Annotated in this window: 29 protein-coding genes; 13 read left to right on the top strand and 16 right to left on the bottom strand. The window is 65.6% G+C overall.

Annotation, left to right across the window (positions count from 1 at the left end):
- Positions 1–77 precede the first annotated feature (77 nt).
- On the bottom strand, positions 78–410 hold the full coding sequence (locus tag XH93_RS18690) for a DHCW motif cupin fold protein (protein WP_194474678.1): 333 nt from the start codon (positions 408–410) through the stop codon (positions 78–80).
- Between the two features lie 174 nt (positions 411–584).
- Positions 585–956, bottom strand: a complete 372-nt coding sequence (locus XH93_RS18695) for a nuclear transport factor 2 family protein (protein ID WP_194474679.1) — start codon at positions 954–956, stop codon at positions 585–587.
- A 138-nt stretch (positions 957–1,094) separates the two neighbouring features.
- On the opposite strand from XH93_RS18695, the gene guaA reads away from it, so the two are divergent.
- On the top strand, positions 1,095–2,690 hold the full coding sequence (gene guaA, locus XH93_RS18700; protein WP_194474680.1) for a glutamine-hydrolyzing GMP synthase: 1,596 nt from the start codon (positions 1,095–1,097) through the stop codon (positions 2,688–2,690).
- An 88-nt stretch (positions 2,691–2,778) separates the two neighbouring features.
- A complete protein-coding gene (locus XH93_RS18705; protein WP_194475218.1) occupies positions 2,779–3,681 on the top strand; it encodes an HNH endonuclease in 903 nt (300 codons plus the stop codon).
- A 129-nt stretch (positions 3,682–3,810) separates the two neighbouring features.
- On the opposite strand, the gene XH93_RS18710 is transcribed toward XH93_RS18705, so the two are convergent.
- On the bottom strand, positions 3,811–4,410 hold the full coding sequence (locus XH93_RS18710) for an NADPH-dependent F420 reductase (protein ID WP_194474681.1): 600 nt from the start codon (positions 4,408–4,410) through the stop codon (positions 3,811–3,813).
- 42 nt (positions 4,411–4,452) lie between these two features.
- Positions 4,453–5,187 carry an SDR family NAD(P)-dependent oxidoreductase gene (locus XH93_RS18715; protein WP_194474682.1) on the bottom strand — a complete coding sequence of 245 codons (735 nt, stop codon included), beginning with the start codon at positions 5,185–5,187 and terminating at the stop codon, positions 4,453–4,455.
- Between the two features lie 298 nt (positions 5,188–5,485).
- Here XH93_RS18715 and XH93_RS18720 point away from each other — a divergent pair, with 298 nt between their 5' ends.
- Positions 5,486–6,376 carry a LysR family transcriptional regulator gene (locus XH93_RS18720; RefSeq protein WP_194474683.1) on the top strand — a complete coding sequence of 297 codons (891 nt, stop codon included), beginning with the start codon at positions 5,486–5,488 and terminating at the stop codon, positions 6,374–6,376.
- Positions 6,377–6,558: 182 nt separating this feature from the next.
- Here XH93_RS18720 and XH93_RS18725 read toward each other — a convergent pair whose 3' ends face one another.
- On the bottom strand, positions 6,559–8,388 hold the full coding sequence (locus XH93_RS18725; RefSeq protein WP_210340500.1) for a Vps62-related protein: 1,830 nt from the start codon (positions 8,386–8,388) through the stop codon (positions 6,559–6,561).
- A gap of 594 nt (positions 8,389–8,982) precedes the next feature.
- Between XH93_RS18725 and XH93_RS18730 the strand changes: the two genes are divergently transcribed.
- Entirely contained in the window at positions 8,983–9,738 is a 756-nt protein-coding gene (locus XH93_RS18730; RefSeq protein WP_194474685.1) for an SDR family oxidoreductase, read from the top strand.
- A 107-nt stretch (positions 9,739–9,845) separates the two neighbouring features.
- Here XH93_RS18730 and XH93_RS18735 read toward each other — a convergent pair whose 3' ends face one another.
- Together XH93_RS18735 and XH93_RS18740 are read right to left on the bottom strand one after the other, a co-directional pair.
- Positions 9,846–10,484: a glutathione S-transferase family protein gene (locus XH93_RS18735; protein ID WP_194474686.1), complete on the bottom strand. Its 639-nt coding sequence runs from the start codon at positions 10,482–10,484 to the stop codon at positions 9,846–9,848.
- A gap of 99 nt (positions 10,485–10,583) precedes the next feature.
- Positions 10,584–11,537 (bottom strand): LysR family transcriptional regulator, encoded by a 954-nt coding sequence (locus XH93_RS18740; protein WP_194474687.1) that lies wholly within the window; start codon positions 11,535–11,537, stop codon positions 10,584–10,586.
- A gap of 86 nt (positions 11,538–11,623) precedes the next feature.
- Between XH93_RS18740 and XH93_RS18745 the strand changes: the two genes are divergently transcribed.
- Both XH93_RS18745 and XH93_RS18750 read left to right on the top strand, forming a co-directional pair.
- Entirely contained in the window at positions 11,624–12,454 is an 831-nt protein-coding gene (locus XH93_RS18745) for a class I SAM-dependent methyltransferase (RefSeq protein WP_194474688.1), read from the top strand.
- A gap of 12 nt (positions 12,455–12,466) precedes the next feature.
- A complete protein-coding gene (locus XH93_RS18750) occupies positions 12,467–12,982 on the top strand; it encodes a hypothetical protein (RefSeq protein WP_194474689.1) in 516 nt (171 codons plus the stop codon).
- Positions 12,983–13,019: 37 nt separating this feature from the next.
- Here XH93_RS18750 and XH93_RS18755 read toward each other — a convergent pair whose 3' ends face one another.
- Positions 13,020–13,481 carry a GbsR/MarR family transcriptional regulator gene (locus tag XH93_RS18755; protein ID WP_194474690.1) on the bottom strand — a complete coding sequence of 154 codons (462 nt, stop codon included), beginning with the start codon at positions 13,479–13,481 and terminating at the stop codon, positions 13,020–13,022.
- 65 nt (positions 13,482–13,546) lie between these two features.
- Here XH93_RS18755 and XH93_RS18760 point away from each other — a divergent pair, with 65 nt between their 5' ends.
- The 3 genes from XH93_RS18760 (at position 13,547) to XH93_RS18770 (ending at position 15,478) form a co-directional block, all read left to right on the top strand.
- On the top strand, positions 13,547–13,834 hold the full coding sequence (locus tag XH93_RS18760; RefSeq protein WP_194474691.1) for a hypothetical protein: 288 nt from the start codon (positions 13,547–13,549) through the stop codon (positions 13,832–13,834).
- Positions 13,835–13,873: 39 nt separating this feature from the next.
- Positions 13,874–14,575, top strand: coding sequence for an isoprenylcysteine carboxylmethyltransferase family protein (locus XH93_RS18765; protein ID WP_194474692.1), 702 nt, complete (start codon positions 13,874–13,876; stop codon positions 14,573–14,575).
- A 429-nt stretch (positions 14,576–15,004) separates the two neighbouring features.
- Entirely contained in the window at positions 15,005–15,478 is a 474-nt protein-coding gene (locus XH93_RS18770; RefSeq protein WP_139861299.1) for a VOC family protein, read from the top strand.
- 63 nt (positions 15,479–15,541) lie between these two features.
- Here XH93_RS18770 and XH93_RS18775 read toward each other — a convergent pair whose 3' ends face one another.
- From XH93_RS18775 to XH93_RS18795, 5 genes are all read right to left on the bottom strand, one after another.
- The gene (locus XH93_RS18775) at positions 15,542–16,045 is read right to left on the bottom strand and encodes a peptide deformylase (protein ID WP_194474693.1); all 504 of its coding nucleotides are present in this window, start codon (positions 16,043–16,045) and stop codon (positions 15,542–15,544) included.
- Positions 16,046–16,122: 77 nt separating this feature from the next.
- Positions 16,123–16,992 (bottom strand): bifunctional helix-turn-helix transcriptional regulator/GNAT family N-acetyltransferase, encoded by an 870-nt coding sequence (locus XH93_RS18780; RefSeq protein WP_194474694.1) that lies wholly within the window; start codon positions 16,990–16,992, stop codon positions 16,123–16,125.
- 44 nt (positions 16,993–17,036) lie between these two features.
- Positions 17,037–17,507 carry a carboxymuconolactone decarboxylase family protein gene (locus XH93_RS18785; protein ID WP_194474695.1) on the bottom strand — a complete coding sequence of 157 codons (471 nt, stop codon included), beginning with the start codon at positions 17,505–17,507 and terminating at the stop codon, positions 17,037–17,039.
- Positions 17,508–17,638: 131 nt separating this feature from the next.
- Positions 17,639–18,703, bottom strand: coding sequence for an alpha/beta fold hydrolase (locus XH93_RS18790; protein WP_194474696.1), 1,065 nt, complete (start codon positions 18,701–18,703; stop codon positions 17,639–17,641).
- A 123-nt stretch (positions 18,704–18,826) separates the two neighbouring features.
- Positions 18,827–19,684: a LysR family transcriptional regulator gene (locus XH93_RS18795; protein ID WP_246799661.1), complete on the bottom strand. Its 858-nt coding sequence runs from the start codon at positions 19,682–19,684 to the stop codon at positions 18,827–18,829.
- Between XH93_RS18795 and XH93_RS42350 the strand changes: the two genes are divergently transcribed.
- The gene (locus XH93_RS42350) at positions 19,604–20,446 is read left to right on the top strand and encodes a GrpB family protein (protein ID WP_246799662.1); all 843 of its coding nucleotides are present in this window, start codon (positions 19,604–19,606) and stop codon (positions 20,444–20,446) included. The genes XH93_RS18795 and XH93_RS42350 overlap by 81 nt on opposite strands.
- A 244-nt stretch (positions 20,447–20,690) precedes the next feature.
- On the opposite strand, the gene XH93_RS18805 is transcribed toward XH93_RS42350, so the two are convergent.
- Both XH93_RS18805 and XH93_RS18810 read right to left on the bottom strand, forming a co-directional pair.
- A complete protein-coding gene (locus tag XH93_RS18805) occupies positions 20,691–21,551 on the bottom strand; it encodes a DMT family transporter (protein ID WP_194474697.1) in 861 nt (286 codons plus the stop codon).
- Positions 21,548–22,054: a MarR family winged helix-turn-helix transcriptional regulator gene (locus XH93_RS18810; protein ID WP_194474698.1), complete on the bottom strand. Its 507-nt coding sequence runs from the start codon at positions 22,052–22,054 to the stop codon at positions 21,548–21,550. Before XH93_RS18810 ends, XH93_RS18805 begins: the two co-directional genes overlap by 4 nt.
- A gap of 273 nt (positions 22,055–22,327) precedes the next feature.
- On the opposite strand from XH93_RS18810, the gene XH93_RS18815 reads away from it, so the two are divergent.
- A complete protein-coding gene (locus tag XH93_RS18815; RefSeq protein ID WP_194474699.1) occupies positions 22,328–23,116 on the top strand; it encodes a DUF899 domain-containing protein in 789 nt (262 codons plus the stop codon).
- 32 nt (positions 23,117–23,148) lie between these two features.
- Here the strand turns inward: XH93_RS18815 and XH93_RS18820 are convergent, their stop codons facing one another.
- Complete coding sequence (locus tag XH93_RS18820) at positions 23,149–24,042, bottom strand: LysR family transcriptional regulator (RefSeq protein WP_194474700.1); 894 nt, start codon at positions 24,040–24,042, stop codon at positions 23,149–23,151.
- A 101-nt stretch (positions 24,043–24,143) separates the two neighbouring features.
- Between XH93_RS18820 and XH93_RS18825 the strand changes: the two genes are divergently transcribed.
- Together XH93_RS18825 and XH93_RS18830 are read left to right on the top strand one after the other, a co-directional pair.
- Complete coding sequence (locus tag XH93_RS18825) at positions 24,144–24,701, top strand: GNAT family N-acetyltransferase (protein ID WP_194474701.1); 558 nt, start codon at positions 24,144–24,146, stop codon at positions 24,699–24,701.
- Entirely contained in the window at positions 24,698–25,891 is a 1,194-nt protein-coding gene (locus XH93_RS18830) for an MFS transporter (protein WP_210340501.1), read from the top strand. Before XH93_RS18825 ends, XH93_RS18830 begins: the two co-directional genes overlap by 4 nt.
- Position 25,892: the final 1 nt, after the last annotated feature.

Below are 25,892 nucleotides of genomic sequence, written 5' to 3' on the forward strand. Positions count from 1 at the left end.
AGAGCTCGCACCTCCAGCGACAAACGCGGAGCGTTTACGCGGGGATGACCCGATCGGTTGCGAGGCCTCGGAAATACTCAATCCACGATGAACAGCGTCGCGCCCGTCGCCGTCGACGAGCGATGCGCGGCATCGCCGAAATCGGAGACCTGGTAGCTCATGCCCGGCTTCAGCGTGAAGCGGCGGCCGTCGCGCAGCTCGGTCTCGAGCTCGCCCTGCACCACGAACAGCACATGGCCGCGATCGCACCAGTGGTCGGCGACATAGCCCGGCGAATACTCGACCATCCGCACCCGCAAATCGCCGATATTGAGCGTGCGCCACAGCGCCTGGCCAGTGTCGCCAGGATGCACCGTCGGCTCGATCCGGCTCCAGTCGGTGACGGTGAATGGCAGGGCAGGGATTTTCATGCTGGGGATCCTGAGATTTGCTTACCCTACCGCCCATCCGCCGTCATTGCGAGGAGCGATAGCGACGAAGCAATCCATCGCTCCACACAGGCGGTGAAATGGATTGCTTCCGCCTTCGCCAAGGCTTCGGCGGACACGTCGCTTCGCTCGCAATGACGGGGAGGGATCTGGGCCTCACACCACCAGATGGTTCGCCGAGCCCTGCACGATCTTGCCCGCCGCATCGAGCCGCAGATACTCACAGATCTTCTTGCCGCGTTCGTTCTGATAGAACACGACGACGCTGTCCGGCGAGACGTAGAGGTCGATCAGCTCGAAATGCAGCCCCGGCAGCTTTGCCAGCGCGGTGCCCCAATAGGCGCGCAGCTGGTCCTTGCCGCGCACCGTGCCTGACGCCCCGAAGCCGAGCGCGGGAATGCGGTCCGAGGTCATCTCGGCATCCTCGGCATAGAGCGTCAGCACCCGCTCGAGATCGCGCGCGTTCCAGGCGGCGATCCAGTCGCGACCGAGCGCCGCCAGCAGCGCCGGTTCGTGGTGGTCTGGCATGGGTTTCCTCCGTAATTGCTCTTGACCAAATTAGGTCAATAATACTGACATATATGGATTTGTCCATGCCCAAAGAAGCATGTGGGCGCAGAGCCGGGCGCGGTTGCGGGGGCGGGCGTAGCAGCGTATTTGCTTGCCATGACAGCCGCACCGAAAAACCTGGAGTCGACGCCCCCTGTGGCCTCGGCGCATGACAAGATTCTGATTGTCGATTTCGGCAGTCAGGTGACGCAACTGATCGCCCGCCGCGTCCGCGAGATGGGCGTCTATTCCGAGATCGTGCCGTTCCAGAAGGCGGAGGCCGCCTTCAACGAGATGAAGCCGAAGGCGGTGATCCTCTCCGGCGGCCCGGAATCGGTGCATGAGACCGGCTCGCCGCGCGCGCCGCAGCTGATCTTCGAGTCCGGCGTTCCCGTGCTCGGCATCTGCTACGGCCAGATGACGCTGGCGGCACAGCTCGGCGGCGAGGTCGAGGGCGGCCATCATCGCGAATTCGGCCGCGCCGATGTCGAGGTGAAGACGAACAGCGCGCTGTTCGACGGCGTCTGGGGTTTTGGCGAAAAGCACCAGGTGTGGATGAGCCACGGCGACCGCATCACAAAAATGCCGCCCGGCTTCACGGTGGCCGGCACCTCGCCGAACGCGCCGTTCGCGATCATCCAGGACGAGACGCGCAGATATTACGGCCTGATGTTCCACCCCGAGGTGGTGCACACGCCCGACGGCGCAAAACTGATTCGCAATTTCGTGCGCAAGATCGCCGGCCTGACCGGCGACTGGACCATGCGTGCCTTCCGCGAGGAGGCGATCGAAAAAATCCGCGCCCAGGTCGGCAAGGGCAAGGTGATCTGCGGTCTCTCCGGCGGCGTGGACTCGGCGGTGGCCGCGGTGCTGATCCATGAAGCGATCGGCGACCAGCTCACCTGCGTGTTCGTCGATCACGGCCTGCTGCGGCTCGACGAGGCCAAAACCGTCGTCGACCTGTTTCGCAACCACTACAACATCCCGCTGGTCCACGTCGACGCGTCGAAACAATTCCTCGGCGAGCTCGAAGGCGTCACCGACCCCGAGGTGAAGCGCAAGACCATCGGCCGACTCTTCATCGACGTGTTCGAGGCGGAAGCCAAGAAGATCGGCGGCGCAGAATTTTTGGCGCAAGGCACGCTCTATCCCGACGTGATCGAGAGCGTCTCCTTCACCGGCGGCCCGTCGGTGACCATCAAGTCGCACCACAATGTCGGCGGCCTGCCTGATCGCATGAACATGAAGCTGGTCGAACCCTTGCGCGAACTGTTCAAGGACGAGGTGCGCGTGCTCGGCCGCGAGCTCGGCCTGCCCGAAGTCTTTGTCGGCCGCCACCCGTTCCCGGGCCCCGGCCTCGCCATCCGCTGCCCCGGTGACATCACCCGCGAAAAACTCGACATCCTCCGCAACGCGGATGCCGTCTACATCGACCAGATCCGCAAGCACGGCCTCTACGACGCGATCTGGCAGGCCTTTGCCGTGCTGCTGCCGGTCAAAACCGTCGGCGTGATGGGCGACGGCCGCACCTACGAATACGTCGTCGGCCTGCGCGCCGTCACCTCCACCGACGGCATGACCGCCGACTTCTACCAGTTCGACATGAAGTTTTTAGGCGAGACCGCCACGCGCATCATCAACGAGGTGAAGGGCGTGAACCGGGTGGTGTACGACGTGACCAGCAAGCCGCCGGGGACGATTGAGTGGGAGTGAGGTCGCTTGGAAAGACCAAGCGCCTGATAAGTCCTTGGAGCATTGTCACGAAGGCCAAATAGATCAGGAAGTCCGGGCCGAAGAAGTTATGGGATTTGGGGTATTCATTCATCGGTCGGACTCGATCTACGAGGATAGTCCTGCGGAAAAGTATCAATTCCCCAGCCAGTATTTGCGCCGCGTCGAGGCCTGTATTGGCGACTGGATTGTCTACTACGAGCCAAGCAAAGTGACTGAGACAAAAGGTTACTTTGCTATCGCAAAGGTGAGCCAAGTTATCCCAGACCCCGGCATCTCCGGGATGTATCTCGCGCTGATCGAGCCTGGAAGCTATCTCGATTTCGCAAATCCCGTCCCCTTCAACAGTGCCACGGGACCAGTAGAGCGGGGTGTTCTCAATGACCAGGGACGCATTTCCGGACGGGCTCAGTCGGCGGTTCGTCCACTCTCGCCTGAAGACTTCGCTAGGATTGTCAAACTAGGCTTCGAGGAAGAAACGCCTCTGTTGCCTCGTTCCGACAATGACGTCCTGTCTCTCGATATTGGCGAAGGAGCACAAGCGCCCTTCATACACGACCAAGAACGAGACCGCGTAAGCGTGACGATGTCGAGGATTATGCGCGACCAGGTTTTTCGTCGTGTCGTGCTCCGTGCCTACGAGGAACGCTGCGCCATCACTGGGCTCAGACTCATTAATGGCAAAGGACGAGCGGAAGTCGCTGCTGCACATATTCAACCAGTGGAAGCGAACGGGCCGGATATCGTCAGCAATGGCCTGGCGCTTTCGGGCACGGCACACTGGATGTTTGATCGCGGTCTCATTGGCTTGGCCGATGATTTGGAGATATTGATCTCGCGCCAGACGAACGACCCTGAGGGAATACGGTCGATCATCAACAAGTCGGGTCGCGCGCTTGGACCGCACCGTTTGTCGGATCGTCCGCACCCACACTTCCTAAAGTGGCACCGCGAGAACTGCTTCAAGCAATAGGAAGCGTAGCCCGGATGAGCGACGCGATATCCGGGACCGGCCTGTGCGCGCATCGCAACCGGCCCCGCATGTCGCTGCGCTCATGCGGGCTGCTCGTCTCTCGGGCCCAATCACACGCTCGTAGATCGACTACTGCTCCTTCTTGAACAAATCCTGGAAGATCAGTGGGCCCCACACGCGGCCGCGTGCGTGCACCAGTGCGCCACCCTCGTTGAGCTTTCCCAGCTTGACGGGTGCGAACCCGAGTTGTTTGGCCAGGGCCGCCACGGGAGTGGTCGCGTCCTCGTCGTCACTCGAGAGAAAGACGACCCGGTGGCCACCGTCGACGATCGGATCGGCGGCGAGTTTGGCCGCGATCAGGTGATTGAAGCCTTTCACGAGCCTGGCGCCGGTGAACGTCTTGGCGACGAAGGCGGACGACAAAAGACCGTCCAGCTCCTCAAGGGGGACTTGCGCGTTCATCGCGTCGATCACCGTCTTGCCTTTCCAGCTCGGCAGGGCCTTCGCAACCTCGCGATGCTCGCCGAACGGGACCGCGAGGATGATCGTGTCGGCCTCGAGTGCATCCCGCAGCGACTTGGCGATGACCGTGGGTCCAATCGCGCGAGCCTGCGGCGCCAACGCCTCGGGCGGCCGGCGGCTCGCCACGGTCACGTCGATGTTCTTGCGGGCGAAGGCGTGGGCGAGGGCCTGGCCCACCTTACCGAATCCTACAATCGCATAGCTCATGATGTTTCTCCGATCCCGTGTTGATATTGATTGCTCGATCTTTCAGATCGCCGAGAAGCCGCCGTCGACGGACAAGTCCACCCCATTCACGAAGCTCGAATCGTCCGAAGCAAGAAACAGCGCGGCCGCCGCGATTTCCTCGGGACGACCCATCTTTCCCCGCGGGATCAACGACTCGAACATCCGCTTCCCCTCCTCGGTGAGAACCTGGTCCTGCATCGGCGTGGCGATCGGCCCCGGACTCAGCACGTTCACCCGGATATTCCTGCCCTTCAGCTCGTTGAGCCATCCGCGCGCGAATGCGTGCAACGCCGCCTTGCTCGCCGCATACACGCTGTAACCAGGAAAACCCTTCACCGAAGCAACCGACCCCGTCATGAAGATCGATCCGCCATCGTTGAACAGCGGCAATGCCTTCTGGACCGTGAACAGCGTGCCGCGCGTATTCAGGCCGAAGGTCGCATCGAAGTGCTGCTCGGTAATCTCGCCCAGTGGGAGGGCTTCGCCCGTGCCGGCGCTCGCGTACAGGACGTCGATATTGCCTTTTTCCCGCTTGACCGTGTCAAACAGACGGTCGAGGTCGTCGAGATTGGCCGCGTCGCCGCGCACGCCGGTCACGCTCCGGCCAATCAGCCTGACGGCCTCGTCGAGCGCCTGCTGCCTGCGGCCCATGATGAAAACATAGGCGCCTTCTTCAACGAACCGCTTGGCGCTCGCCAGCGCCATGCCGCTCGATCCACCCGTGATGACTGCAATCTTACCCGCAAGCTTTCCCATGACTTCTCCTTTCAGGCTCCGTCTTTGGCTCGTCCGGGGAGGCCCCGAGAACCTGAACCTCGAAGTAGGCCCGCCGGCGTCAGGCGTTGAGTGCGGAAGCGCGCACATCGGTGGTGCGAAATCGATCCGGCTGGACGACTGAAGCCGGCCGCGACGACGAGTGTCCGCCGTTCGGAATGACGCCGCGCTCGTCGGCAAGGGCTGTGCTGACCGCCCGTGCTACCTACATACGAAGTGCTTGCTCGATGTATTGGACAGCGGCTTTGGATGGCGCACCCCAGCGGTGCCGGATTGCACCATGATCGACTGGGATGACGTTCGATATTTTCTTGCCGTCGCGCGCGGAGGCTCGGTGCGGGCTGCCGCCGAGCGCCTCGGAGTGAATCACTCGACCGTGCTGCGACGCGTCGGCCAACTGGAGGAACGGCTTGGGGTGAACGTGTTCGAAAAGCTGCCTTCGGGCTACCGCCTGACGGCCGCGGGCGAGGAGGTCCTCGAATTCGCGGATCAGATGGAAGCCTCGTCGCACCAGCTGGAGACGCGCATCTTCGGGCGCGACCAGAGCGTGCGCGGGCTTCTGCGGGTGACGCTGGCACCGCCGCTTGCGACACACCTGCTGATGCCGGACTTCGCCGATTTCGCGCGCCTGCATCCGGACATCGAGATGGACATCTTGTCGTCCGGCGAGCTGGCAAATCTGACCAACCGGGAGGCCGACGTCGCGCTCCGCGTCGTCTACGACCGCAAAACCCTGCCGCTCAATCTTCACGGCCTGAAGGGACCGGAGGTGTTCGGCGCCGTCTACATGTCCTGCGATCGGCTCGCCGCGTGGCGTGCAGGCGCGGCTGATGCCGTCAGGTGGATCGTCATCAGCATTCATGGAATTCCGGACTGGGCCCGCGAGGTTCGCACCGCAGGGGTTCCGTTCAGGGTCACGGACGCCGAGGCGCAGATCGCCGCAGTACGGCAGGGGATCGGGATGACGACGCTGCCGTGCTTCGTCGGAGATGCCGATCCCCTGCTGGCGAGGGTGCCGGGCACCGGCCTGCACATGTACGGAACGCTCTGGCTGCTCACGCAGGGGGAGACACGCAAGACCAAGCGCGTGCGGCTTTTCACTGAGTTCGTATCCAGCAGGCTCGCCGCGTACGCGCCGCTTCTCGCGGGACTGTCCATATCGCGCGACTGACGCGCAACTCACTAAAGCGCGATGAGATTAGGTTGAATCGTCATCGCGCTTTAGCTCTTTGTTTGAGCATGATCTTTCCAGAAAACCGCTTCACACTTTTCCGGATCATGCTCTAGGCACGATGCGAACAATCGAGTGGGAGCAGGGGATCGCTCCGGAAGGAAATTGCGTCCTCCATCCCCTCAAATCGCCGGCGGGAATATTACCGATCCCTCCGACCATGTCGCGCCGTCGGGCGAGGAATAGAGCGTGATCCGGTTCGAGCTGTCGATGCACGCGAGATACAGCGTCTCGTCGAACACGGCGAGGGTAGGGGCTGCCTGGCTCGGCAAGCCCGTTGGCTGCGGTTTGATGCTCCAGAGCAGGCCGTCGCTGGACGAGGTGATCCAGACATCGTTGTCGTCGTCGAGGAACGCCAGCCAGAGCTTGTTGTTGAAGACGGCCAGCGAAGGCTGCTGCGGGCTGGCGGCCTGAGGTATGAGCGAGTTGGCGCCCCAGACCTTGCCGTCGGATGATGAGCACAGCAGCAGCTGATTGCTGCTGTTGTTTGCAACGAACGCGACCCAGAGCTTGCCGTTGAACGAGGCCAGCGCCGGTCCGGTCGACGTCGTTTGCCCGGTGACCTGCTCGTTGTCCGACCAGGTCTTGCCGTCCGCCGACGAGCAGATCAGCAGCCGATCGCTGCTGTCGTTGGAGATGAACGCCACCCACAATTTGCTGTCGAACACAGCCAAAGCGGGCCGGGCCGGGCTGGTCTGGCCGGTGTGATAGTTGCCTGCCCAGGTCGCACCGTCGGTCGACAGGCAGGTCAAGATCCGGTGATCGCCGTCGTTGGAGATGAACGCGAGGCAGAGGCCGCCGTTGAACGGCACCAGGCACGGCGCGGCGCGGCTGGTCTGCTTGACCTCGGTCGCTGCGGTCCAGTCCACCCCGTCGGTGGTGGACGCAGTGCAGATCTCATTGCTGCTGTCGTTGACGACGAACGCCAGCGACAGCTCGATCGCGTCCGAGCTCTGCTCGAACGATGCCAGCGCGGGAGCGAACTTGCTCGACAGCGGCGGTTCGAGCGGGAGTGCATTCTGCCACAGGCCCTTGGTGGGCGGATTGGTCGGAGCGTTCTTCGAGAAGTCGATAATGCCGGCGAATTCGAGGGCAAGGGCGGTCGAACCCACAATGGTCCCGAGCACCGATATGAACGGAGCCATCACGGGCGATTTGCTGGCTGCCAGCAGAATCCCCTCCACGACCTGTTGCGGGCTCAGCGGCGTGGATAACGACTGGCCCCATGTGCCCTGAAACTTCAGCCAGCCGGGATCGGCCGGCTGGTCGGGGAAGTATTGCGGGGCATCGTTGGCGACGATCACGAACGATTTCCAGTAATCCACGACCTTCCCGGCGCCGTCGGCATAGTCGACAGGGCCAAACGTCATGAAGTTGACGTCGATGGCCTTGATCCAGAATGGCCCGCCCGGTTCCGGGCGGTTCGCGTGCGAGCCCCTCGACACATAGGTGTGGGGATTGGCGCCGGTGAAGGTCACCTCGCTCGGCAGACACCACTGCTCGGTGGAATGCTGGGAGAAGCAGACCGCCACGACCTGCTGGCTGCTGTTCACCCGCACGGTGACGCATTCCCAGTCGCCAAAATGGTAGGACTGCGGCAGCGGCATCTCGCCTGGGCTGACCAGGGGCGCTTCGACCCGCAGCGTCTCCGCGCCGTTGAAATTGTAGAACAGCCAGTACTGGATATCGACCAGATTTGCCTGGCCCTGCACGGCTTTGACGTGGACGTAGGCCGTCGCGTCGGTCAGATTGCCGCCCACGAATGTGGGGGGCACCGTGGGCGGGACCGACAGGAAATCCAGCGGGCCGAACGTCTTGATGTCACTCCACTGCCACGGCGGCGGAAAGTACGGTCCGTCAAAGGCCTGATATCCGACCTGGGCGCAGAAGTCGTTGGTCGATGAGGGGAAGTTCACTTCCTGCGAGTCGAGGAACGCCCTCGGTGCGAACATCGCGACAATTTCTGTCAGAGAACCCCAAGCCATCGGACCGCTCCCCAAAGACGCTAAGTATGCGAGCCATACTGCCGATTCATGCGCGCAAAGCCACTCAACTAAAAGTGTACTATCAATGGTTGTATGTCGCGGTGATTTAGCGATTTCCGCAGGTCAATGTGTTGGCATTGCTCGAAAGCTGAACGGCAAGCGTAGCCCGGATGAGCGTAGCGATATCCGGGACCAGCCGGGCCGTCCCGCAACGCGATCCGTCCCGCGCGTCGCTTCGCTTCTGCGGCTACAGTGTTGCGGTCTTGACGATCTCGGCCCGCGCCGCTACCCATGGTCCCGCAGCCGGTCAACCCGCGCTGCCGTAGGCGTTACCGTCATCCAACGCGTCCTTGGTCGAGAGGGTCCCAGCAGGGAGATCTCGGCGGGAAAGACGCAACGGTATGCCACCCAATTCCTCCTCTGCGGGCGCTTGTCCGATCGACGTGTCCATTGTTGGCGCGGCCTGGCCGCGTCACGATGCGTGCTGTCGGCTGGCCGGCACATGCCCGCAGGCCGCCGTCGTCTTTCCGGTGATCAGATCCCGATGGAAAGGCAACACCCATGAATATGACTGGCAATACGATCCTCGTCACCGGCGGCACCAGCGGCATTGGCCGGGGGCTGGCGGAGGCATTTCACGCACGCGGCAACCGCGTCATCGTCACGGGACGGCGGCAGGCGCTGCTTGACCGCGTCACGGCGGGCCGGCCCGGGCTTGTCGGGATGCCGCTTGATCTCGACGATCCTACCGCGTTGCCGCGGCTCGCGACCGAAGTTCGCGCGCGATTCCCCGAGCTGAACGTGCTCATCGCGAATGCCGGCATCTCGCGCGCCGAGGATATGACCGCCGACGGCTGGAATGTTTCCGATGCCGCGGCGATCGTGGAGACCAACATCCTCGGCGTGCTGCGCACGACGGCGGCGTTCCTGCCGCTGCTGAAGCGGCAGCCGAAAGCGACGATCGTCGCGACCAGCTCCAACCTTGCCTTCGTGCCGCGGGCCGATTTCCCGACCTACTGTGCCAGCAAGGCGTTCCTGCACTCTTGGCTGCAATCGGTGCGGCATCAGCTCCGCAACGTTCCGATCGAGGTGCTCGAATTGGCTCCACCCTATGTGCAGACGGAGCTAACCGGCACGCAGCAGGCGTCCGACCCGCGCGCCATGCCCCTCGATGCCTATGTCGTCGAGGTGATGCAGCTTCTGGCGCGGGGCGATCACGCGCGCGGCGAGGTGCTGGTCGAACGCGACCGCGCCAGGCGAAGCGCCGAGCGCGACGGCCGCTACGAAGAGATCTTTGCGGCGATGAACCCGAGCTGACGGGAGAGCAGCACGGACGAGCCCCGCGATATCAGGGGCTCGCCCAACAGGACGTCGCAGCTTTTCTCGCATCTCGCGTTGCCTGTGCGGGCTACGACAGTCAGTGGTCAGCGGGCATTCACAGCGAGCTGCGCCGCGAACGCTCGCTGGTACGCCGGCCGCGCTTCGCCGCGGGCGAGGTAGGCGGCAAGGTTCGGATATTCGTCGAGAATGCCGGATGATCTCGACCGCAGCAGCACCGACGCCATCAGCAGATCGCCGGCGCTGAAGGCGCCGTCGAGCCATTCGGCATCGCCGAGGCGCGCGGAGAGCTGGTTCAGCCGTTCGCGGACGCGATCCATCACCAGCGGCAGGCGGTCCTTGCTCCAGGGCTTGTCGGCCTCGAAGATCCTCGCGGTGACGAGCTCGAGGATCGGCGGCTCCACCGTGTTGAGCGCGGCGAACATCCAGCTGATGGCGCGGGCGCGGGCATTAGCATCGCCGGGCAGCAGGCCCGGGTAACGCTCGGCGATGTGGAGCACGATCGCGCCGGTCTCGAACAGGGCAAAGTCGCCTTCCTCGTAGGTCGGGATCTGGCCGAACGGATGCAGCGCCAGATGCGCCTTCTCCTTCATCGCGCGGAATGAGACAAGCCGGACTTCGTAGGGCTGGCCGACTTCCTCGAGCGCCCAGCGGACCCGCGAGTCTCGCGCCAGTCCCTTGCCGCCGTCGGGGGAGCGTTCAAAGGCGGTGATGGTGATGGTCATCGTGTCTCTCCTCGTCCCTGCCTTGCAGTCCGAGGACGAACGCGTGGTTCGCCGCCCGACAGCAGATACTGAATTCTTTTTGGTGCACGGCGGGCGCCGCTACGCGGTCTGCTTCGGCTTGCGCGTTCCGCCGCGCGGCGCTGCCGCGTTGCGCAGTTTGACGTGCTCGATGAACACCCGCAGTTTTGGCAATACCTGACGCCGGTCGGAGTAATACAGGAACACGCCCGGCGTCGTGACCGCGAACGGCGTCAGCACCGCGCGCAGCCGGCCGTCCGCGATCGGCGCCTTGGCGATCGGCGCCGGCACCTGCGCCAGCCCGACGCCCTGGATCGCCGCACCGAGCAGCGTCGGATAGTCGTGCGCGACCAGCGGGCCGGCGACGATCGCCTCGATCGTCTTGTTGCCGTCGATGAAGGACCACGGCGCGATCGATCCGTTGGCGCGGCGGATGCGCAGGCAGGCGTGGTCGCGCAGGTCGGCGATGCGCTCCGGCCGCTTGCGCGCGCGCAGATAGTCGGGGCTGCCGACCACCACGAAGGGGAAGGGTGCGGTCAGGCGCACCGCGACCATGTCGGCCGCGATGAACTGGCCGAAGCGAATGCCGGCGTCGAAGCCGCCGGCCGCGAGATCGACCATCTCGTCGCTGGCGGCGATCTCCAGCTCGATCTCGGGATAGGCCTGGCAGAACGGGCCGATGATCGGCTCGAGGATCAGCGGGACGACGCCACGGGGCACGGCGAGGCGCAGCAGCCCGGCCGGACGCTGCCCGAGGTCGCGCGCGGCTTCGCCCGCGGCGACGAGCTCGGCGAAGGCGGGCGCGGCGCGTTCGAGAAATCGCTGGCCGGCCTCGGTCAGTCCGACATTGCGCGTGGTGCGGACGAACAGCGCCGCGCTCAATCGTGCCTCGAGCGCGCGCACCGCCTGGCTGACGGCCGACGGCGTGACGCCGAGCGCCGCCGCGGCGCGGCGAAAGCTGCGCTGCCGGGCCACGGCGAGAAAGGTCTCGACGCCGTCGAGTGCGCCCTGCCGGACTGTGAAGTTCTGCTTCATGGCCTGACAACATTATCGCGGATAGTCGCTCGCTGGAAGCGCGTCTATCTCTGCGGCCAGGACGTGAATCCCGGAGGAGTTCCGACATGACCGATGTTCTTGATGGCGTGCGCGACCATTATCGCGCGACCGGCCTGACCGCGCGGCTGAAGACGGCGCTGGCCGTGCTCGGGCCGGAAAACCAGCAACTGACTCCGCGGCAGCTGGCGCCGCTCGACCAGTTCCACACCTGCGGGCTGCCTGCCACCGCCGAGCTTGCCGACCTTGCCGGAATCACGGCCAGCATGTCGGTGCTCGATGTCGGGTCGGGCATCGGCGGCCCGGCGCGCTTTCTCGCCGCGAGCCGCGGCTGCGCGGTGACCGGCGTCGACCTCAGCGAGCCGTTCGTCGATGCCGCGCGCTATCTGACCGAGCGGACCGGGCAGAGCGGGCTGGTGTCGTTTCAAGTCGCGAGCGCGGAGAAGCTTCCGTTCGACGACGGCCGTTTCGACGCAGCGCTGCTGCAGCATGTGGCGATGAACATCGCCGACCGCGCGCAGCTCTATCGCGAGATCCGCCGGGTGCTGAAGCCGGGCGGCCGCTTTGCGATCTTCGACATCGTCTCGAAGAGCGGCGAGCCGCATTATCCGGTGCCCTGGGCGCGCACGCCGGCCACCAGCTTTCTGCTGACCGACGCTGCGACGCGCGAGGCGATCGAGCCGGCGGGCTTTCGCACGCTGGTCTGGCAGGACGACACCGAGGCCGGCAAGGCCTGGTTCGCGCAACTGCGCGCCTCCGACCCGCCGCCGTCGCCAAATCTCGGCGTCGTGATGGGGCCGGACTTCCTGCAGCTCTCCAGCAACCTCGGACGCAATCTGATGGAAGGCCGGCTCGGCGTCCTGACCGCGGTGTTCGAAGCGGTGTCCATCAACGCCTGAAAGGAATTTGAGATGTCGACGGCAACCATCTTCCAGATCCATCTCGCGCTCGGCTACGTCCCGTGGCTGCTCTGCTTTTCGGTCTATGCGTGGCCGAGGCTCGCGGCGATGGATCGCGTCGCGGCGCACCGCGCCATTGCGGCCCTGCACAGCTTCCGCTTCTTCGGACTATCCTTCCTGGTGCCGGGCGTGGTCGGCGCCAACCTGCCGGCCGACTTCGCCAGCTTCGCCGCCTATGGCGATTTCGCCACCGGCGTGCTGGCCATGCTGGCGCTGCTCGCGGTGCGCATCCGTCCGCTGTTCTGGGCGCTCGTCGTCGCCTTCAACCTCGTGGGCGCGGTCGACATCCTCGTCGATTATTATCACGGCATCCAGATCGGGCTTGCGCCGATCGCCGGCGAGCTCGGCGCCAACTACGTGATCCCGATCGTCTATGTGCCGCTGCTGATGATCACCCATGTCGCGGCGTTCATCCTGCTGGTCCGGCAGCCTGTGGCGGAGATGCGGCAAGCCTCGCCCGTTCGATGACGCGGACCAGCGGCGGCTTCACCCGCTGGCTATCACATCAGGGCCGGTTCCGCTTCCAGCGCCCGATGGCGTCGTCCATGGCGCTCCGCATGATCCGGTAAAAGTCCGCCATCTCGCCGAGACGGGCGCGCACCTCTTTCGACGGGGTGATCGCCCGCCCGGCATTGAACTGGTCGGCCATCGCATCGAGCAGGCGGTTCTGCTGCTGGATCATGGTCTCGTAATCCTCGGCCACCGCGTAGAGCGCGCGCTTGGTTCCGCTCTCGCGGTGCCGGCGCGCCAGCGTGTAGCTCTCCAGGAGGCGCGCCGCGACGCTGGCGCTGCTCTTGCTGATGCCGAGGCTATCGGTGATCTCGTCGAGGCTGACCGGGCGAGGGCACAGCAGCAAATAGCCGTACAGCTGCGCCGCGGCGGGCGGCACGCCCCACGGCGTCAGCAGGCGCGCCATATCCGCGATGAAACTCCGCTCGGCCTTGCCGAGTTTTTCTTTCTTTGACATATTCGGCATATTCCGAATATAATGGATTTAGGATAGCGGGCAAGTTCCGAGTTCAGGAGGGCGCCATGCTTCCCTATCTCGTGGGTGCAATCATCGTCGTCGGGCTGCCGACGATCTACGTCGCGGTGCGCTACCGCGAGTACCGCAAATTTCTCGCCGGCGCGTTCTTCGTCAGCAGCGGGATGCAGTTCTACTTCTATCTGGCTGATCTTCCGGTCCCGCTGATCTGGACGGACGCCGTCCAGTCGCCGCAGCTCAGCCTCACGCGCGGGACGATCCACTTCGTGCTGTTTGCCGTGTGCCTGTATTTCGGCTGGTTTTCCGGCCGGCCGCGCGCAGCGGCGAACGCCTGACCGGCAACGGCGAAGTGCCGGCATATGGGAGTGCAAATCATGACCTCTGTCGTCGACCCAAAACCGATGTCGCGCGCCATGGCGCTGCTCTACGGCATCTCCCTGCCGCTGATGCTCCTGGCGCTGGTCTTCGCCCCGGCAGGCGATATCGGCTGGCGTCCAGGCTGGATCTTCGTCGCAGCGCTCGTCGCGGGCTTCGGCCTTTCCGCGCTGCTGCTGGCCAAGATCAATCCGATGATCTACCGCGCCCGCAGCCGGATCCAGCCGGGCACCAAGACGTGGGACTTGATCCTGCTGTCCGTCATGCTGCCGGTGTTGGTGCTGGAAATCCCGATCGCGGCGCTCGATGCCGGCCGGATGGGATGGTCCACCGTGCCGCCCGCCGTGGTCGTGCTCGGCTATCTCCTGTTCGCCGGCAGCATCGTGATCACGACCTGGGCGCAGGCCGTCAATCCGTTCTTCGAGCCGGGCGTCCGCATCCAACAGGAGCGGGCGCAGCGCGTGATCACATCAGGGCCGTACGGTTTCGTCCGTCATCCCGGCTACACCGCCGCGATCGCGATGTTCATCGCCATCCCGCTGGCGCTGGGCTCCTGGTGGGGATTGCTGCCGGCGGCACTCGCGATCGTGTTGCTGGTGATCAGGACCCGGCTCGAGGATGGCCTGCTGCAGGCCGAACTGCCGGGCTACGCTGACTACGCAAGCCGAACGCGGTACCGGCTGCTGCCCGGCGTCTGGTGACGGTAGTGGTTGAATGCGGTGACTTGCGCAAATGCCTGACCCGTCATCCTGAGAGGGTGTGAAGCTTTGCCCTCATCTACCGTTGTCATCGCCCGGCTTGACCGGGCGATCCAGTACGCCGGGGCCTCTCGCTTCCATCACCGCCGTCTCTGGAATACTGGATCACCCGGTCAAGCCGGGTGATGACACCGAGCAAGCTGAGCAAACCAACCCGTCATCCTGAGGTGCAGCGTTGCAGCGCACTTGCGCTGCAACGCGAGCCTCGAAGGATGAATCGGCCACCAGCGGGGCCGTCGATCCTTCGAGGGCCGCTGAAGAAGCGGCCACCTCAGGATGACGGAACTGATGGGGGGGCGCCAAACTATTGTCGCCGAGTTGTGTGCTGATGGCGACTTGCACCACACGCCAATCGACAACAAGGAGACCGCGATGACCGACCTCGTGACATGCCTGTGGTTCGATCAAGGCCGCGCCCGCGAAGCGGCGGAGTTTTATGCTGCGACTTTTCCCGACAGCCACGTTGATGCCGGCCATGTATCGCCGATCCCGGGCATCGGGCAGGGCGACGAGCTGACAGTCGAGTTCACCGTGCTCGGCCGGCGCTTCGTCGGCTTGAACGGCGGATCGAACTTCAAGCCGAACGAGGCGGTGAGTTTCATGGTCCTGACCGACAGCCAGGAGGAGACCGACCGCTATTGGAACGCCGTCACCGGCAATGGCGGCCAGGAAGCACCGTGCGGCTGGTGCAGGGATCGCTGGGGCTTTGCCTGGCAGATCACGCCGCGGCGGCTGCTCGAGCTCGTCAACGGCCCCGATCGCGCCGCCGGTAAGCGCGCCATGGAGGCGATGCTGACGATGAAAAACATCGACATCGCCGCGATCGAGCGCGCGGCCGCGGGATGAGGACGTCACTACGACGCATGACATAGCAGCATGTCGCTGCGCTCATGCGGGCTACGCGGCTAACTAATGCCGGTTGCGCGAGATCTTCTCGTATCGCTTGATCAGCCGCTCGCGTTTCAGGCGCGACAGCCGCCTGATCCAGAACATGCCGTCGAGCTGATCGATCTCATGCTGGTGGCAGACCGCGCGGAGCCCGTCCGCTTCCTCGAACTGCACGACACCGTCGAGGTCCTGATACTTGACCCGGACGCGGGCGTGGCGCTCGACCTCGTCGTTGACGCCGGGCATCGAGACGCTGCCTTCCTTGTGCAGGATCATCTCCGGCGAGGCCCGGATGATCTCCGGATTGACGTAGGTCTGCGGCCCTTCGCCTCCGCCGAGGTCGAGCACGACAACCCGCAGCGCAATGCCGATATGCGGCGCGGTGATGCCGATGCCGGGCGCGGCGTGCATGGTCTCGAGCAGGTCCTGCGCCAGTTCGCGCAACGTGTCGTCGAACACATCGACCGGTTGAGCCGCGAGGTCGAGGCGGGGATCGGGATAGCGGACGATTGGGCGGATGGTCATGCGATGGTCTTAGGCCAGCACGTGGCGACGGACAACACGCTCAATCCCTCGGTGCGCGGTCCATCGCGCCGTGCGGTTCAGAGGCGCTTCTCGAAGAACAGATCGGGGTAGGGGTCGTCGTTGAAGCGCGGGATCTCGCTCCAGCCGCTTCGGCGGTAGAGCTGGCCGGCTTCCGCCAGCGCGCTGTTGGTGTCGAGCCGCAGCACCGCGATGCCGAGCTCGCGCGCGGCGGTTTCGGCCGCGTCCATCAGGCGGCGGCCGAGGCCCAGTCCGCGTGCGGCCGGCGCCACCCACAGCCGCTTGATCTCCGCGAACTCGGCGCCGCCCTTCAGCCCGACGCAGCCGATCGGCAGGCCGTCCGACATCGCCACGATGAAGCTGCCGCGCGGCCGCACCATGTCCTTTGCGTCGGGGTCGCGCGACAGCTTGACGTCAAACCCTTGGCTGAAGCGCTGCGCCAGCTCGGCGTAGTACGCCGCCAGACAATAGCGTGCCTCCTCGCTGCGCGGGTTGGTCTCCTGCAAGGCAGTGCCGTCGCGGCCGAGCGCCGAGGCGATCAGGTCCATCGCCGCCAGCAATGCGTCGCGCTGCGCGTTGCGCGCCAGCAAGCCCTCGGCCTGCCGGTTGGAGATCGCTTCATAGGCATTGAACTCGCGCCGGCCGGCCGGCGTCAGGTGGGCGATGCGGCGGCGGGCGTCGCCGTCATGCACCGTCGTCGCGATCAGGCCTTCATCTTCGAGGCTGCGCAGCAGGCGGCTCATCAGGCCGGAATCGAGGCCGAGATAATCCCTGATATCGGCGACGTCAGTGCGTCCGTGCCCGATCGCGTTCAGCACGCGCGCCGCCCCGAGCGGCCGGCCGCGCCCGAGAAACGAGCTGTCGAGCGCGCCGACGGCGGAGGTCACGGCACGGTTGAAGCGACGGACGCGGGAAACAGGGTCGAGCATATATCTGACTTTAGTCAGATATATGCTCCTCGTCAATTGCGCGCTTACGCGGCGTTCGCCATGCTGGCCTTGACGACCTGCGGATCGATGAAGCCGCCGAAGCCGACCGCGATCCGGTTCCAGCCGTTGATGACGTTGATCAGCAGCGTCAGCTTGACCTGTTCCTCCTTGGAAAAGTGTGCCTTCAGCGCCTCGTAGGCGGCGACGTGCGTATGCTCCTCGCAGAGCCGCGTCAGCGCCTCGGTCCAGCCGAGCGCGGCGCGTTCGCGGTCGCTGTAGCAGGGCGCTTCGCGCCAGGCCGACAGCAGATAGAGGCGTTGCTCGGTCTCGCCGGCTTCGCGCGCGAAGGTCGTGTGCAGATTGATGCAGTTGGCGCAGCCATTGATCTGGGAGGCGCGGATCTTGACCAGTTCGGCGATGGTCTGGTCGAGGCTGGAGGCGATCGTGACGGATGCGTCGAACCAGATTTTCATGATCTTCGGGGCGGCGGCGAGGGGATCAAGTCTGACTGTCATTGGCTGAAGTCCTGTGTTGCTGATGACACCAAGACGAACGAGGAACGGCCAATGTGACAATTCGGACGAATTTTTTTCAACGCAAAGGCGGATTGCGTTCGCCGAGCCGGCGCCGCGCCGGAGGTGGCGCCTCACTCCGCCAGGAACGCGACCACCTCGCGCAGCAGCGCGTCGCGTCCGCGCGCCGGCCGGTCGAGATGCACATAATGTGTGGCGCCCTCGAGCGCGACGACGCGCAGCGATGCGGCGCGCACGGCGTCATGTGCAAAGGCTTGCACGTCCTCGGGCCGGCTCCAGAAATCATGCTCGCAGCGGATCGCCAGCACACGGGCGGTGATCGACGCCGCGTCGAACAGGCGCCGGCCGCTGGCCTGATAAAAACTGTCCTCGATCGCGCCCATCGGCGCGCGGAACGCCGGCGGAGTCTGGCTGCCGGACTGCGCATCGCTGTCCAGCGCGGCCTTCTGGTAGGCCGCGACCAGCGCGGGATCGCGCCATGCCGCCTTGTCCTCGATCGGGATCGACCTGTCCCAGCCCGGCAGCAGCGAGCCGGCGTCGTTGCGGGCATAGGCGCCGATCTTCGGATTGATACGGTCCGGATGGCCGGGATCGCTGTTCGCCGAGCCGGGCCCGAGCTGGGGATGACGATCCGAACCGCCATAGATCGCATTGAGCGTCACCAGATGACCGACGCGTTCCGGATGCTGCGCGGCGTAGTAGGCCGCCCACATGCCGCCGGTGGCCCAGCCGAGCAGGGTGACCTTCTGCGTGTCCGATCTCTGCCTGACGGCCGCGACGACGGCGGCGATGTCGCGCGCGACTTCATGGGCGTGCACGACGGGGCGGTTTGCCTCCGGAGCCTGATCGAACTCGGCGGGACGCTGCGAGCATCCGTAGCCCCTGGCGTCCATGACATAGATCGGCCGGCCGGTGCGCAGCGCGAGGTCCGCGGCGAGCGAGCCATCGGGCACCATTAGATCGAAGCTGGCGATACCCGGCACCCGGGCGCCGTGGATCAGGATCACGGGCTGCGCATGCTGATCGCTGCCGCGAGCTTGCAGCTCACGGACGCAGAGGCGCATGCCGTCGTCGGTGGTGACGTGAAAGTCGTGCCGCGCGACGGCAGCTTCGACGGCGCCAGCGGTGTCGATGGTTCCAACCGCCAGCGCCGCCAGGGTCAGGACAAAGTGTTTCATGAGGTCCGCAACCGATCCAGATTTGCATGCGATCGGAATCTAGGCAGGCTGCAGCATTCGATCCAATACCGTTTGGCTCAAGACGCGATATAGCGGACGTATCGCGCCCGCGGCGCCGCGCGATCAGTCGCCCGGATTGCGCGCCGCATGCGATGCGAGCAACGCGGCCAGGGCTGCGGAGCCATCGCTCTGCCGCCACGCCAGCGCGACCTCATAGGGGACGGGCGCGCCGTCGATCGCGCGGAACACGACGGCGCTCCAGCCCGTCGTCCTGAACAGCGCCGGCACCAGCGCCACGCCGAGCCCTGCCGCGACCAGGCCGACGATCGTCTCCATCTGCACGGCGCGCTGCGCGACATCAGGCGCAAATCCCGCGGCGGCGCAGGCGCCGACGATGCGATCGTGCAGTCCGGGCCCTTCGTTGGCGGGGAATAGTATCCACGGCTCATGCGCCAGCGCTGCGAGCGCAAGCGGTGCTGTCGGCTCTCGCGCCAGCGCGTGCCGCTGCGGCAGTGCCGCGACCAGCTCGCTGCGCAGCACCGTCCGTGTCGCGATCTTCGGCTCAACGCCGGCGGGCAGCGGCAGCGCCACGATGCCGAGATCGAGCCGATCGTCCAGCAGCGCCGCCACCTGCCGGGCGCTCGGCGCTTCCATCAGCTCCAGCGCCACGTCCGGATGGGTTTCGCGGAAATTCGCGATCAGCGTCGGAACGATGTGGCGGACTGCGGTCGCGACAAAGCCGATCCGAAGCGAGCCGGTCAGGCCCGCGCCGGCGCGGCGCGTCAGCGCGATCGTGCGCTCCGCCTGGGCGATGGTGCGCCGTGCCTCGTCCCGCAGCACCTGGCCCGCGGCGGTCAGGCCGGTGATGCGGTTGGTGCGTTCGAGCAGGCGCACGCCGAGTTGCTCTTCCATCTGCCGGATCGCGGCGGTGAGCGGCGGCTGCGCCATGTTGAGACGGTCGGCAGCCTGCCGAAAGCTCATGGAATCGGCGACGGCGAGAAATTGCTGGAGCTGGCGCAGGCTGAGCATCGCGGGCACATTCGCCGTATCGCGACGCAAGATCAATCCTGTTCGGCGAATTGCGTGCCATGGTATCAAGGTGATTGCGACCTCGCTCTCCTTGCTGGCCGTGATCTCATGGCTGTCGCCGAGAGCGTTCCCGAGATTTGTCGAACAGCACTGCCGGAGAGCCGCAGCATGGAGCGATACGGAGGCGGAGCGATCATTGTTGCGGACTACGATCCGGCATGGCCGCGGATGTTTGATCAGGAACGAGCGAAGCTGGAGGAAGTGCTTGGCGCTGTCATCATCGGCATCGAGCATGTCGGCAGCACGGCGGTGCCTGGTTTGGCGGCGAAGCCGATCATCGATCTTGCGGTCGGCGTCAGGGATCTGAACGAGGCGGAGGGACGATGCATCGCAGCGCTTCCGGCGCTTGGTTACAGCTACGTGCCGGAGTACCGGTCCTGGCTGCCCGATGAACTGTTCTTCCGGAAGGGCGCGGCAGGACCCTGGACCCACCATGTCCACGTCATGGAGCCTTCCGCGCCCGCCTGGCAGCGCCGTCTGCTGTTTCGCGACTATCTTCGCGCGCATCCGGACGCCGTAAGCGCCTACGTTGATCTCAAGCGGACACTGGCGACCACGTTCAAGGACGACATCGCCGCCTACCGGAACGGCAAGGACGCATTCGTGCAGGACATCTTGACAAAGGCCGGCCAATGGCGCGCGTCGCAGTCATAGCGTTCCTGAGAAGGTGTGAAGCTTTGTCCTCACCCACCGCTGTCATCGCCCGGCCTGTGCGCAATTGCGCACATGGACCGGGCGATGCAGTACGCCGCGGCCTCTCGGTTCTTTCACCACTGCCTCTGGAATACTGGATCACCCGCCTGCGCGGGTGATGACACAGAGCAAGTTGAGCAAACCAACCCGTCACCCTGAGGTGCGCGCGACCAGCGTGGCAGAAGGGGACACATGCCATCGCGCTCTAGGCGCGTGACAGTACCAGCACATTGCCGCCGAGGATCGCGGCGGCTCCGGCGAGGACCGGCCAGCCCAAGGCAAGGTGCTCGAACAGTGCCGACAGCACCAGCGCAACCAGCGGCACCACGGCGAGCGTATAGGCGGCGCGGCCGGGACCGAGCCGGCGCACCAACTCGAAAAAGAGCATGAAGGTGATGCAGGACGCGGCGACCGCAAGATAGAGGAAACTTGCCAGATAAGAGAACGACACATCGGCCGCGAAAGAGGTGTTCGTTGCGACAGCCCAGAGCGCGCTCGCTGCGGCGCCGACGAATGCGCCCCAGCCGAGCACGGCGACGATCGGCAGGCCTGCGCGCTGATTTCGCGCGCCGACCGTCGTGCCGGCGCCGGTCGCGAGCGCCGCGACCAGCGCCCATGCAAAGCCCGCAACCGGCGACGCCCCCGGCACGGTGGCGCCGGGCAGGAAGATGATGGCCAGTCCGATGATGCCGCACAGTGCGCCCCAGACCAGGCCGGAGGAGATCGCAACGCCGAGCGCGGCGCGCGCGATCACGGCGGCGAACAGCGACGAGGTCGACAGCACCAGCGCCGCAAGTCCGCTCGGCATCCGCGCGGTCGCTTCATAGAAGGCGATGAAGGCGACGGCAAAGAACAGCAAACCCTGCAACGCCACGGCGGCCCGGTGTTGTCGGGGGATCGCGAGCGGCACGCCGCGGATCAGCCCGTAGCCGAGCAGGATGAAGCCGGCTAGCACCATACGCAGCGCCACCGACCACGGCGCGGGCGTCACGCCGGCCTGCATCGCGGTCGCCAGCGCGCCGCCGCCCCAGAGCAGTGCGGTCAGCGCGAACAGCAACCCCGTCATGAGCCGCCGCGATCGTCGAGCAGCGCGCGCCAGCCGCCGGCGTCGATCCGCGCGCTTTCCGCCTCCAGCCGGGTGAGGGCGGAGCCGAGCGTCGCCCGCTCAGCCTCCGTAAGGTGCGACAGCAGCCGCGCCTCGATCGCGTTGCCCAGCGCGGCGATCCGATTGAAGGCGTTGCGGCCGCTCCGCGTGATGCTGACAGCCGCGGTGCGCCGATCGAGCTTGCCTGATCGCCGCACCGCAAAGCCGAGCTCGACGAGCTGGCCGATGCCGCGGCTTACCGCAAACGGATCGAGCGCGCAGGCGCGGCCGATCTCGGCGGCGTTGGCGCTATCCCGCTCGGCGATCACGGCGAGGATACGCCAGCCGGCCTGGCTCAACCCGAAGGCTTCGCCGTAAAAACCCTCAAGCGGGCGCGCCACCTGCGCCGCGACAAGGAACAGGCGGTAGGGCAGCCAGGCGCTGAGCTTCAGGACGTCGTCGGGAACAGTTGCGGCTTGTCTCATGCCGCCAAGGCTTGCATAGATAATTGCACGATGCAAGTATTTTGCAATAAATAATGGCACCGGATGCGAGTGACGCGATGCTGTCGGGGCCACGCACCACTTGGATCGTTGCGTCCCTGCGGCAACCGCGATTGCCGGGAATCCCGACACACTTGTCACTCCCACCGTGCACCGCAACCGCGCGATGCTGCGTCATCAGCAATGACGAGCGGCGGACCACGCGGGAACCGCATTTCGGGCCCGGCGTTCGTGCTTTCAGGAGGTTGAACCACCATGACAAAATCATCCGAAACCGCTCAGGCCGCCATGCAGACGCCGCCGGTTGTCGCGCCCGAGGCGTGGGAACAGGCGCGCCTGCAAATGCTGGTGAAGGAGAAGGCGCAGGTGCGCGCGCGCGATGCGCTCGCCGCCGAGCGCCGGCGGATGCCGTGGATGGCGGTCGACAAGCCCTATGTGTTCGAGGGACCGAACGGCAAGGTCAGCCTGCGCGACCTGTTCGAGGGCCGCCGGCAGCTGATCGTCTATCGCGCCTTCTTCGAGCCCGGCGTGTTCGGCTGGCCGGACCACGCCTGCCGCGGCTGCTCGCTCGGCGCCGACCAGGTCAGCCATCTCTCGCATCTCAATCAGCGCGACACGACGCTGGTCTACGCCTCGCGGGCGCCGCAGCCCGACATCGCCAGGCTGAAGGCGCGGATGGGCTGGGAGATGCCCTGGTACACCATCACCGACAGCTTTGATGCCGACTTCGGCGTCGCCGAGTGGCACGGCCACAACGTGTTCTTCCGCGACGGCGACAAGATCTTCCGCACCTATTTCGTCAACAGCCGCGGCGACGAGGCGTTCGGCACGATCTGGAGCTATCTCGACATCACGCCGCTCGGCCGCCAGGAGGTCTGGGAAGATTCGCCGGCAGGCTATCCGCAGACCCCGCCCTACAAATGGTGGAACTGGCACGACAATTATGATGCCGAAGCCACGACGAATTCGAAGTGGGACCAGGTCACCGATGCCGGCGTGAAAGCCTTCCGCAAGGCCGCGGAGGAAGAGCGCAAGGCGACCTGACGATGCCATAGGGAGGACGCACGGCGTCCTCCCTAACTGTCCTTTCTCGCGAGCGCCTTGAGCGCGGACAGCGTCTGCCGCAGCCCGCGATCGAGCCGCTTGTCGCGGCGGATCACCACCGCAAGCCGGCGGTGCAGCTTTGGCGACAGCGACCGCACCACCAGGTCGCGCGGCGTCGCCTTGGCCGGAACGGCCATGCCGGGCAGGATCGCGCAGCCGAGGCCGGCGCGCACCATTTCCTTGATCGCCTCGACACTGCCGAGCGACATCAACGGCTTCAGCGATACACGGCCGCGGGCGAGCCACTCGTCCGCGGTGCGCCGCGTGTTGCCGCCGGGCTCGAACAGCAGCACCGGCTTGCTCGCCAGCACCGCCGGCGTGATCCGCGCCGGCAGCGCCATGGCCCGCGGCGCGATCAGCACGAACTCGTCGTCCATGACCGGCGTGATCTCGAAACTGCGCCCCGACACCGGCAGCGTGACCAGCGCGATATCGATCGTGTTGTCCTCGACCGCCTTGGCGATCTCAGCCGTGTTGCCGGTGGTGACCGTAATCTCCAGCGAAGGCAGCGCGGTGCGCAGCGCCCGCAGGATCGGCGGCAGCAGGAAGATGCAGGCGGTGGCGCCGGTGCCGAGCCTCACGCGGCCCGCCGTTCCACTCGTCTGCTGCGTGACGGCGTCGACCGCCGACGTGACGGCCGCATTGATCTGCTCGGCATGCGACAGCAGCGCGCTGCCGGCGGCGGTGGGCCTCGCCTTGCGCCCGACGCGCTCGATCAAGGTAGCGTTGAGGCTCTTCTCGAGCTGGCGCACCTGCAGGCTGACCGCGGGCTGCGTGAGCTGCAGCCGCTCGGCGGCGGCCGAGAAGCTGCCGCTGGCGATCACCACGCGAAAACTCTCGAGGTAGGCGAGATTGAGGTTCTTCATCAAAGCAACTCTTATGATCTGCATAAATTGCAAAAGCTTCACTTATATAACGCCACGTCGCATGCTGGCGCAATGCTGGGGGTTTAAGCGGAGAGAGCAGAATGGCGGCAGGCATCAACGGCGTCGTGGTTCGCGACGCGACCGAGGTCGACATGGCGGAGGTGCAGCGCATCTACGCGCATCACGTCGAGACCGGCCTTGCGACGTTTGAAGAGGTGCCGCCGACGGTGGACGAGATGCTCGGCCGCCGCGAGGCCGTGCTGGCGGCGGGGTTGCCGTATCTTGTCGCCGACGTCGACGGGCGCGTCGCCGGCTATTGCTACGCGACGGCGTATCGGCCGCGGCCGGCCTATCGCCACACCATCGAGGACTCGGTCTATGTGCTGGAATCGCTGCGCGGACGGCGCATCGGCGTCGCACTGCTCGACATGTTGATCGCGCGCACCGAGGCGGGACCGTGGCGGCAGATGCTGGCGGTGATCGGCAACAGCGGCAACGCCGGCTCGATCGCCCTGCATCGCCGGATGGGTTTCCAGCCGGTCGGGACGTTGAAGTCGGTCGGCTTCAAGTTCGGCCAATGGGTCGATACCGTGCTGATGCAGCGGCCGCTCGGGCCGGGTGACGCCGCGCTGCCGGCCGGGCAGGAATTTTCGCGGTGATCGAACGCCGGGTCGTGGCCGCCGTCGGGCTTGGCCAGCTGATGTCCTGGGGCGCCACCTACTATCTGATCGGCGGCTTCGGCGAGCAGATCGGCGCCGAGCTCGGCTGGAGTCGCGACATCGTCGATGGCGGCTTTGCCGTCGCGCTGCTGGTGATGGGGGTAGCATCACCGCTCGCGGGCAAATGGGTGGATCGCCGCGGCGGCCGTGACGTCATGGTCGCCGGCGCGGTCGTCAACGCCGCCGGCTGCGCCGGTCTCGCGCTCTCGCATCAGGTCTGGACCTATTATGCCTGGTGGATCGTGCTCGGCCTCGGGATGCGCCTGACGCTGTACGATGCCGCCTTCGCGGCGTTGGCGCGGATAGGCGGGCCGGAAGCACGGCGCGCGATGTCTGAAATCACGCTGCTCGGCGGCCTGGCCGCTACCGTGTTCTGGCCGCTCGGCCATATTCTCTCGGAGCATTTTGGCTGGCGCATTGCGCTATCGGCCTATGCGGGCTTTGCGCTGCTCACGATCCCGCTGCATCTTTTCATTCCGAACGGGCGGTTCGCGGGCGCGCCGAGCGCCGGCGCCGTGGCGCCGCGGCAGCCGCGCGCGGTCGGCCGACGGCAGCTTGCGGTGGCCGGCGGGCTCTACGCCGTGACCATGACCGGCGCCAATTTCCTCAACGCGGGAATGTCCGCGCACATGATCGCGGTCCTCTCCGGTCTCGGGCTGGGTGCAACGATCGCGGTATGGATCGCGACGCTGCGCGGGATCGGCCAGTCCGCGGCGCGTCTTTGCGAGATCCTGTTTGGTGCCCGGCTCGATCCGCTCGCGCTCAATTTGATGGCCTGCCTGATCATGCCGCTCGCGTTCATCGCCGGGCTGTTCGCCGGATCGTCGACGGCGATGGCAATTGCGTTCGCGCTGCTCTACGGCGCCTGCAACGGCATTCTGACCATCACGCGGGGCACGCTGCCGCTGATCCTGTTCGATCCCCGCAGTTACGGCACTATCGTCGGCCGGCTGATCGTCCCGAGCTTCATCCTGCCGGCGGCGGCGCCGCTGATCTATGCCGTCGTCATCGACCGCTTCGGCAATGCGGGCGCGCTCTATCTGTCCACCGGCCTCGCCACCATGACGCTCACGGCGGCGGTGCTGCTGACGCTGATGTTTCCGCCGCCGCGCGAAGTGGCGAAGCAGTAGT

Source organism: Bradyrhizobium sp. CCBAU 51753, from assembly GCF_015291565.1.
Taxonomy (GTDB): Bacteria; Pseudomonadota; Alphaproteobacteria; order Rhizobiales; family Xanthobacteraceae; genus Bradyrhizobium; species Bradyrhizobium ivorense.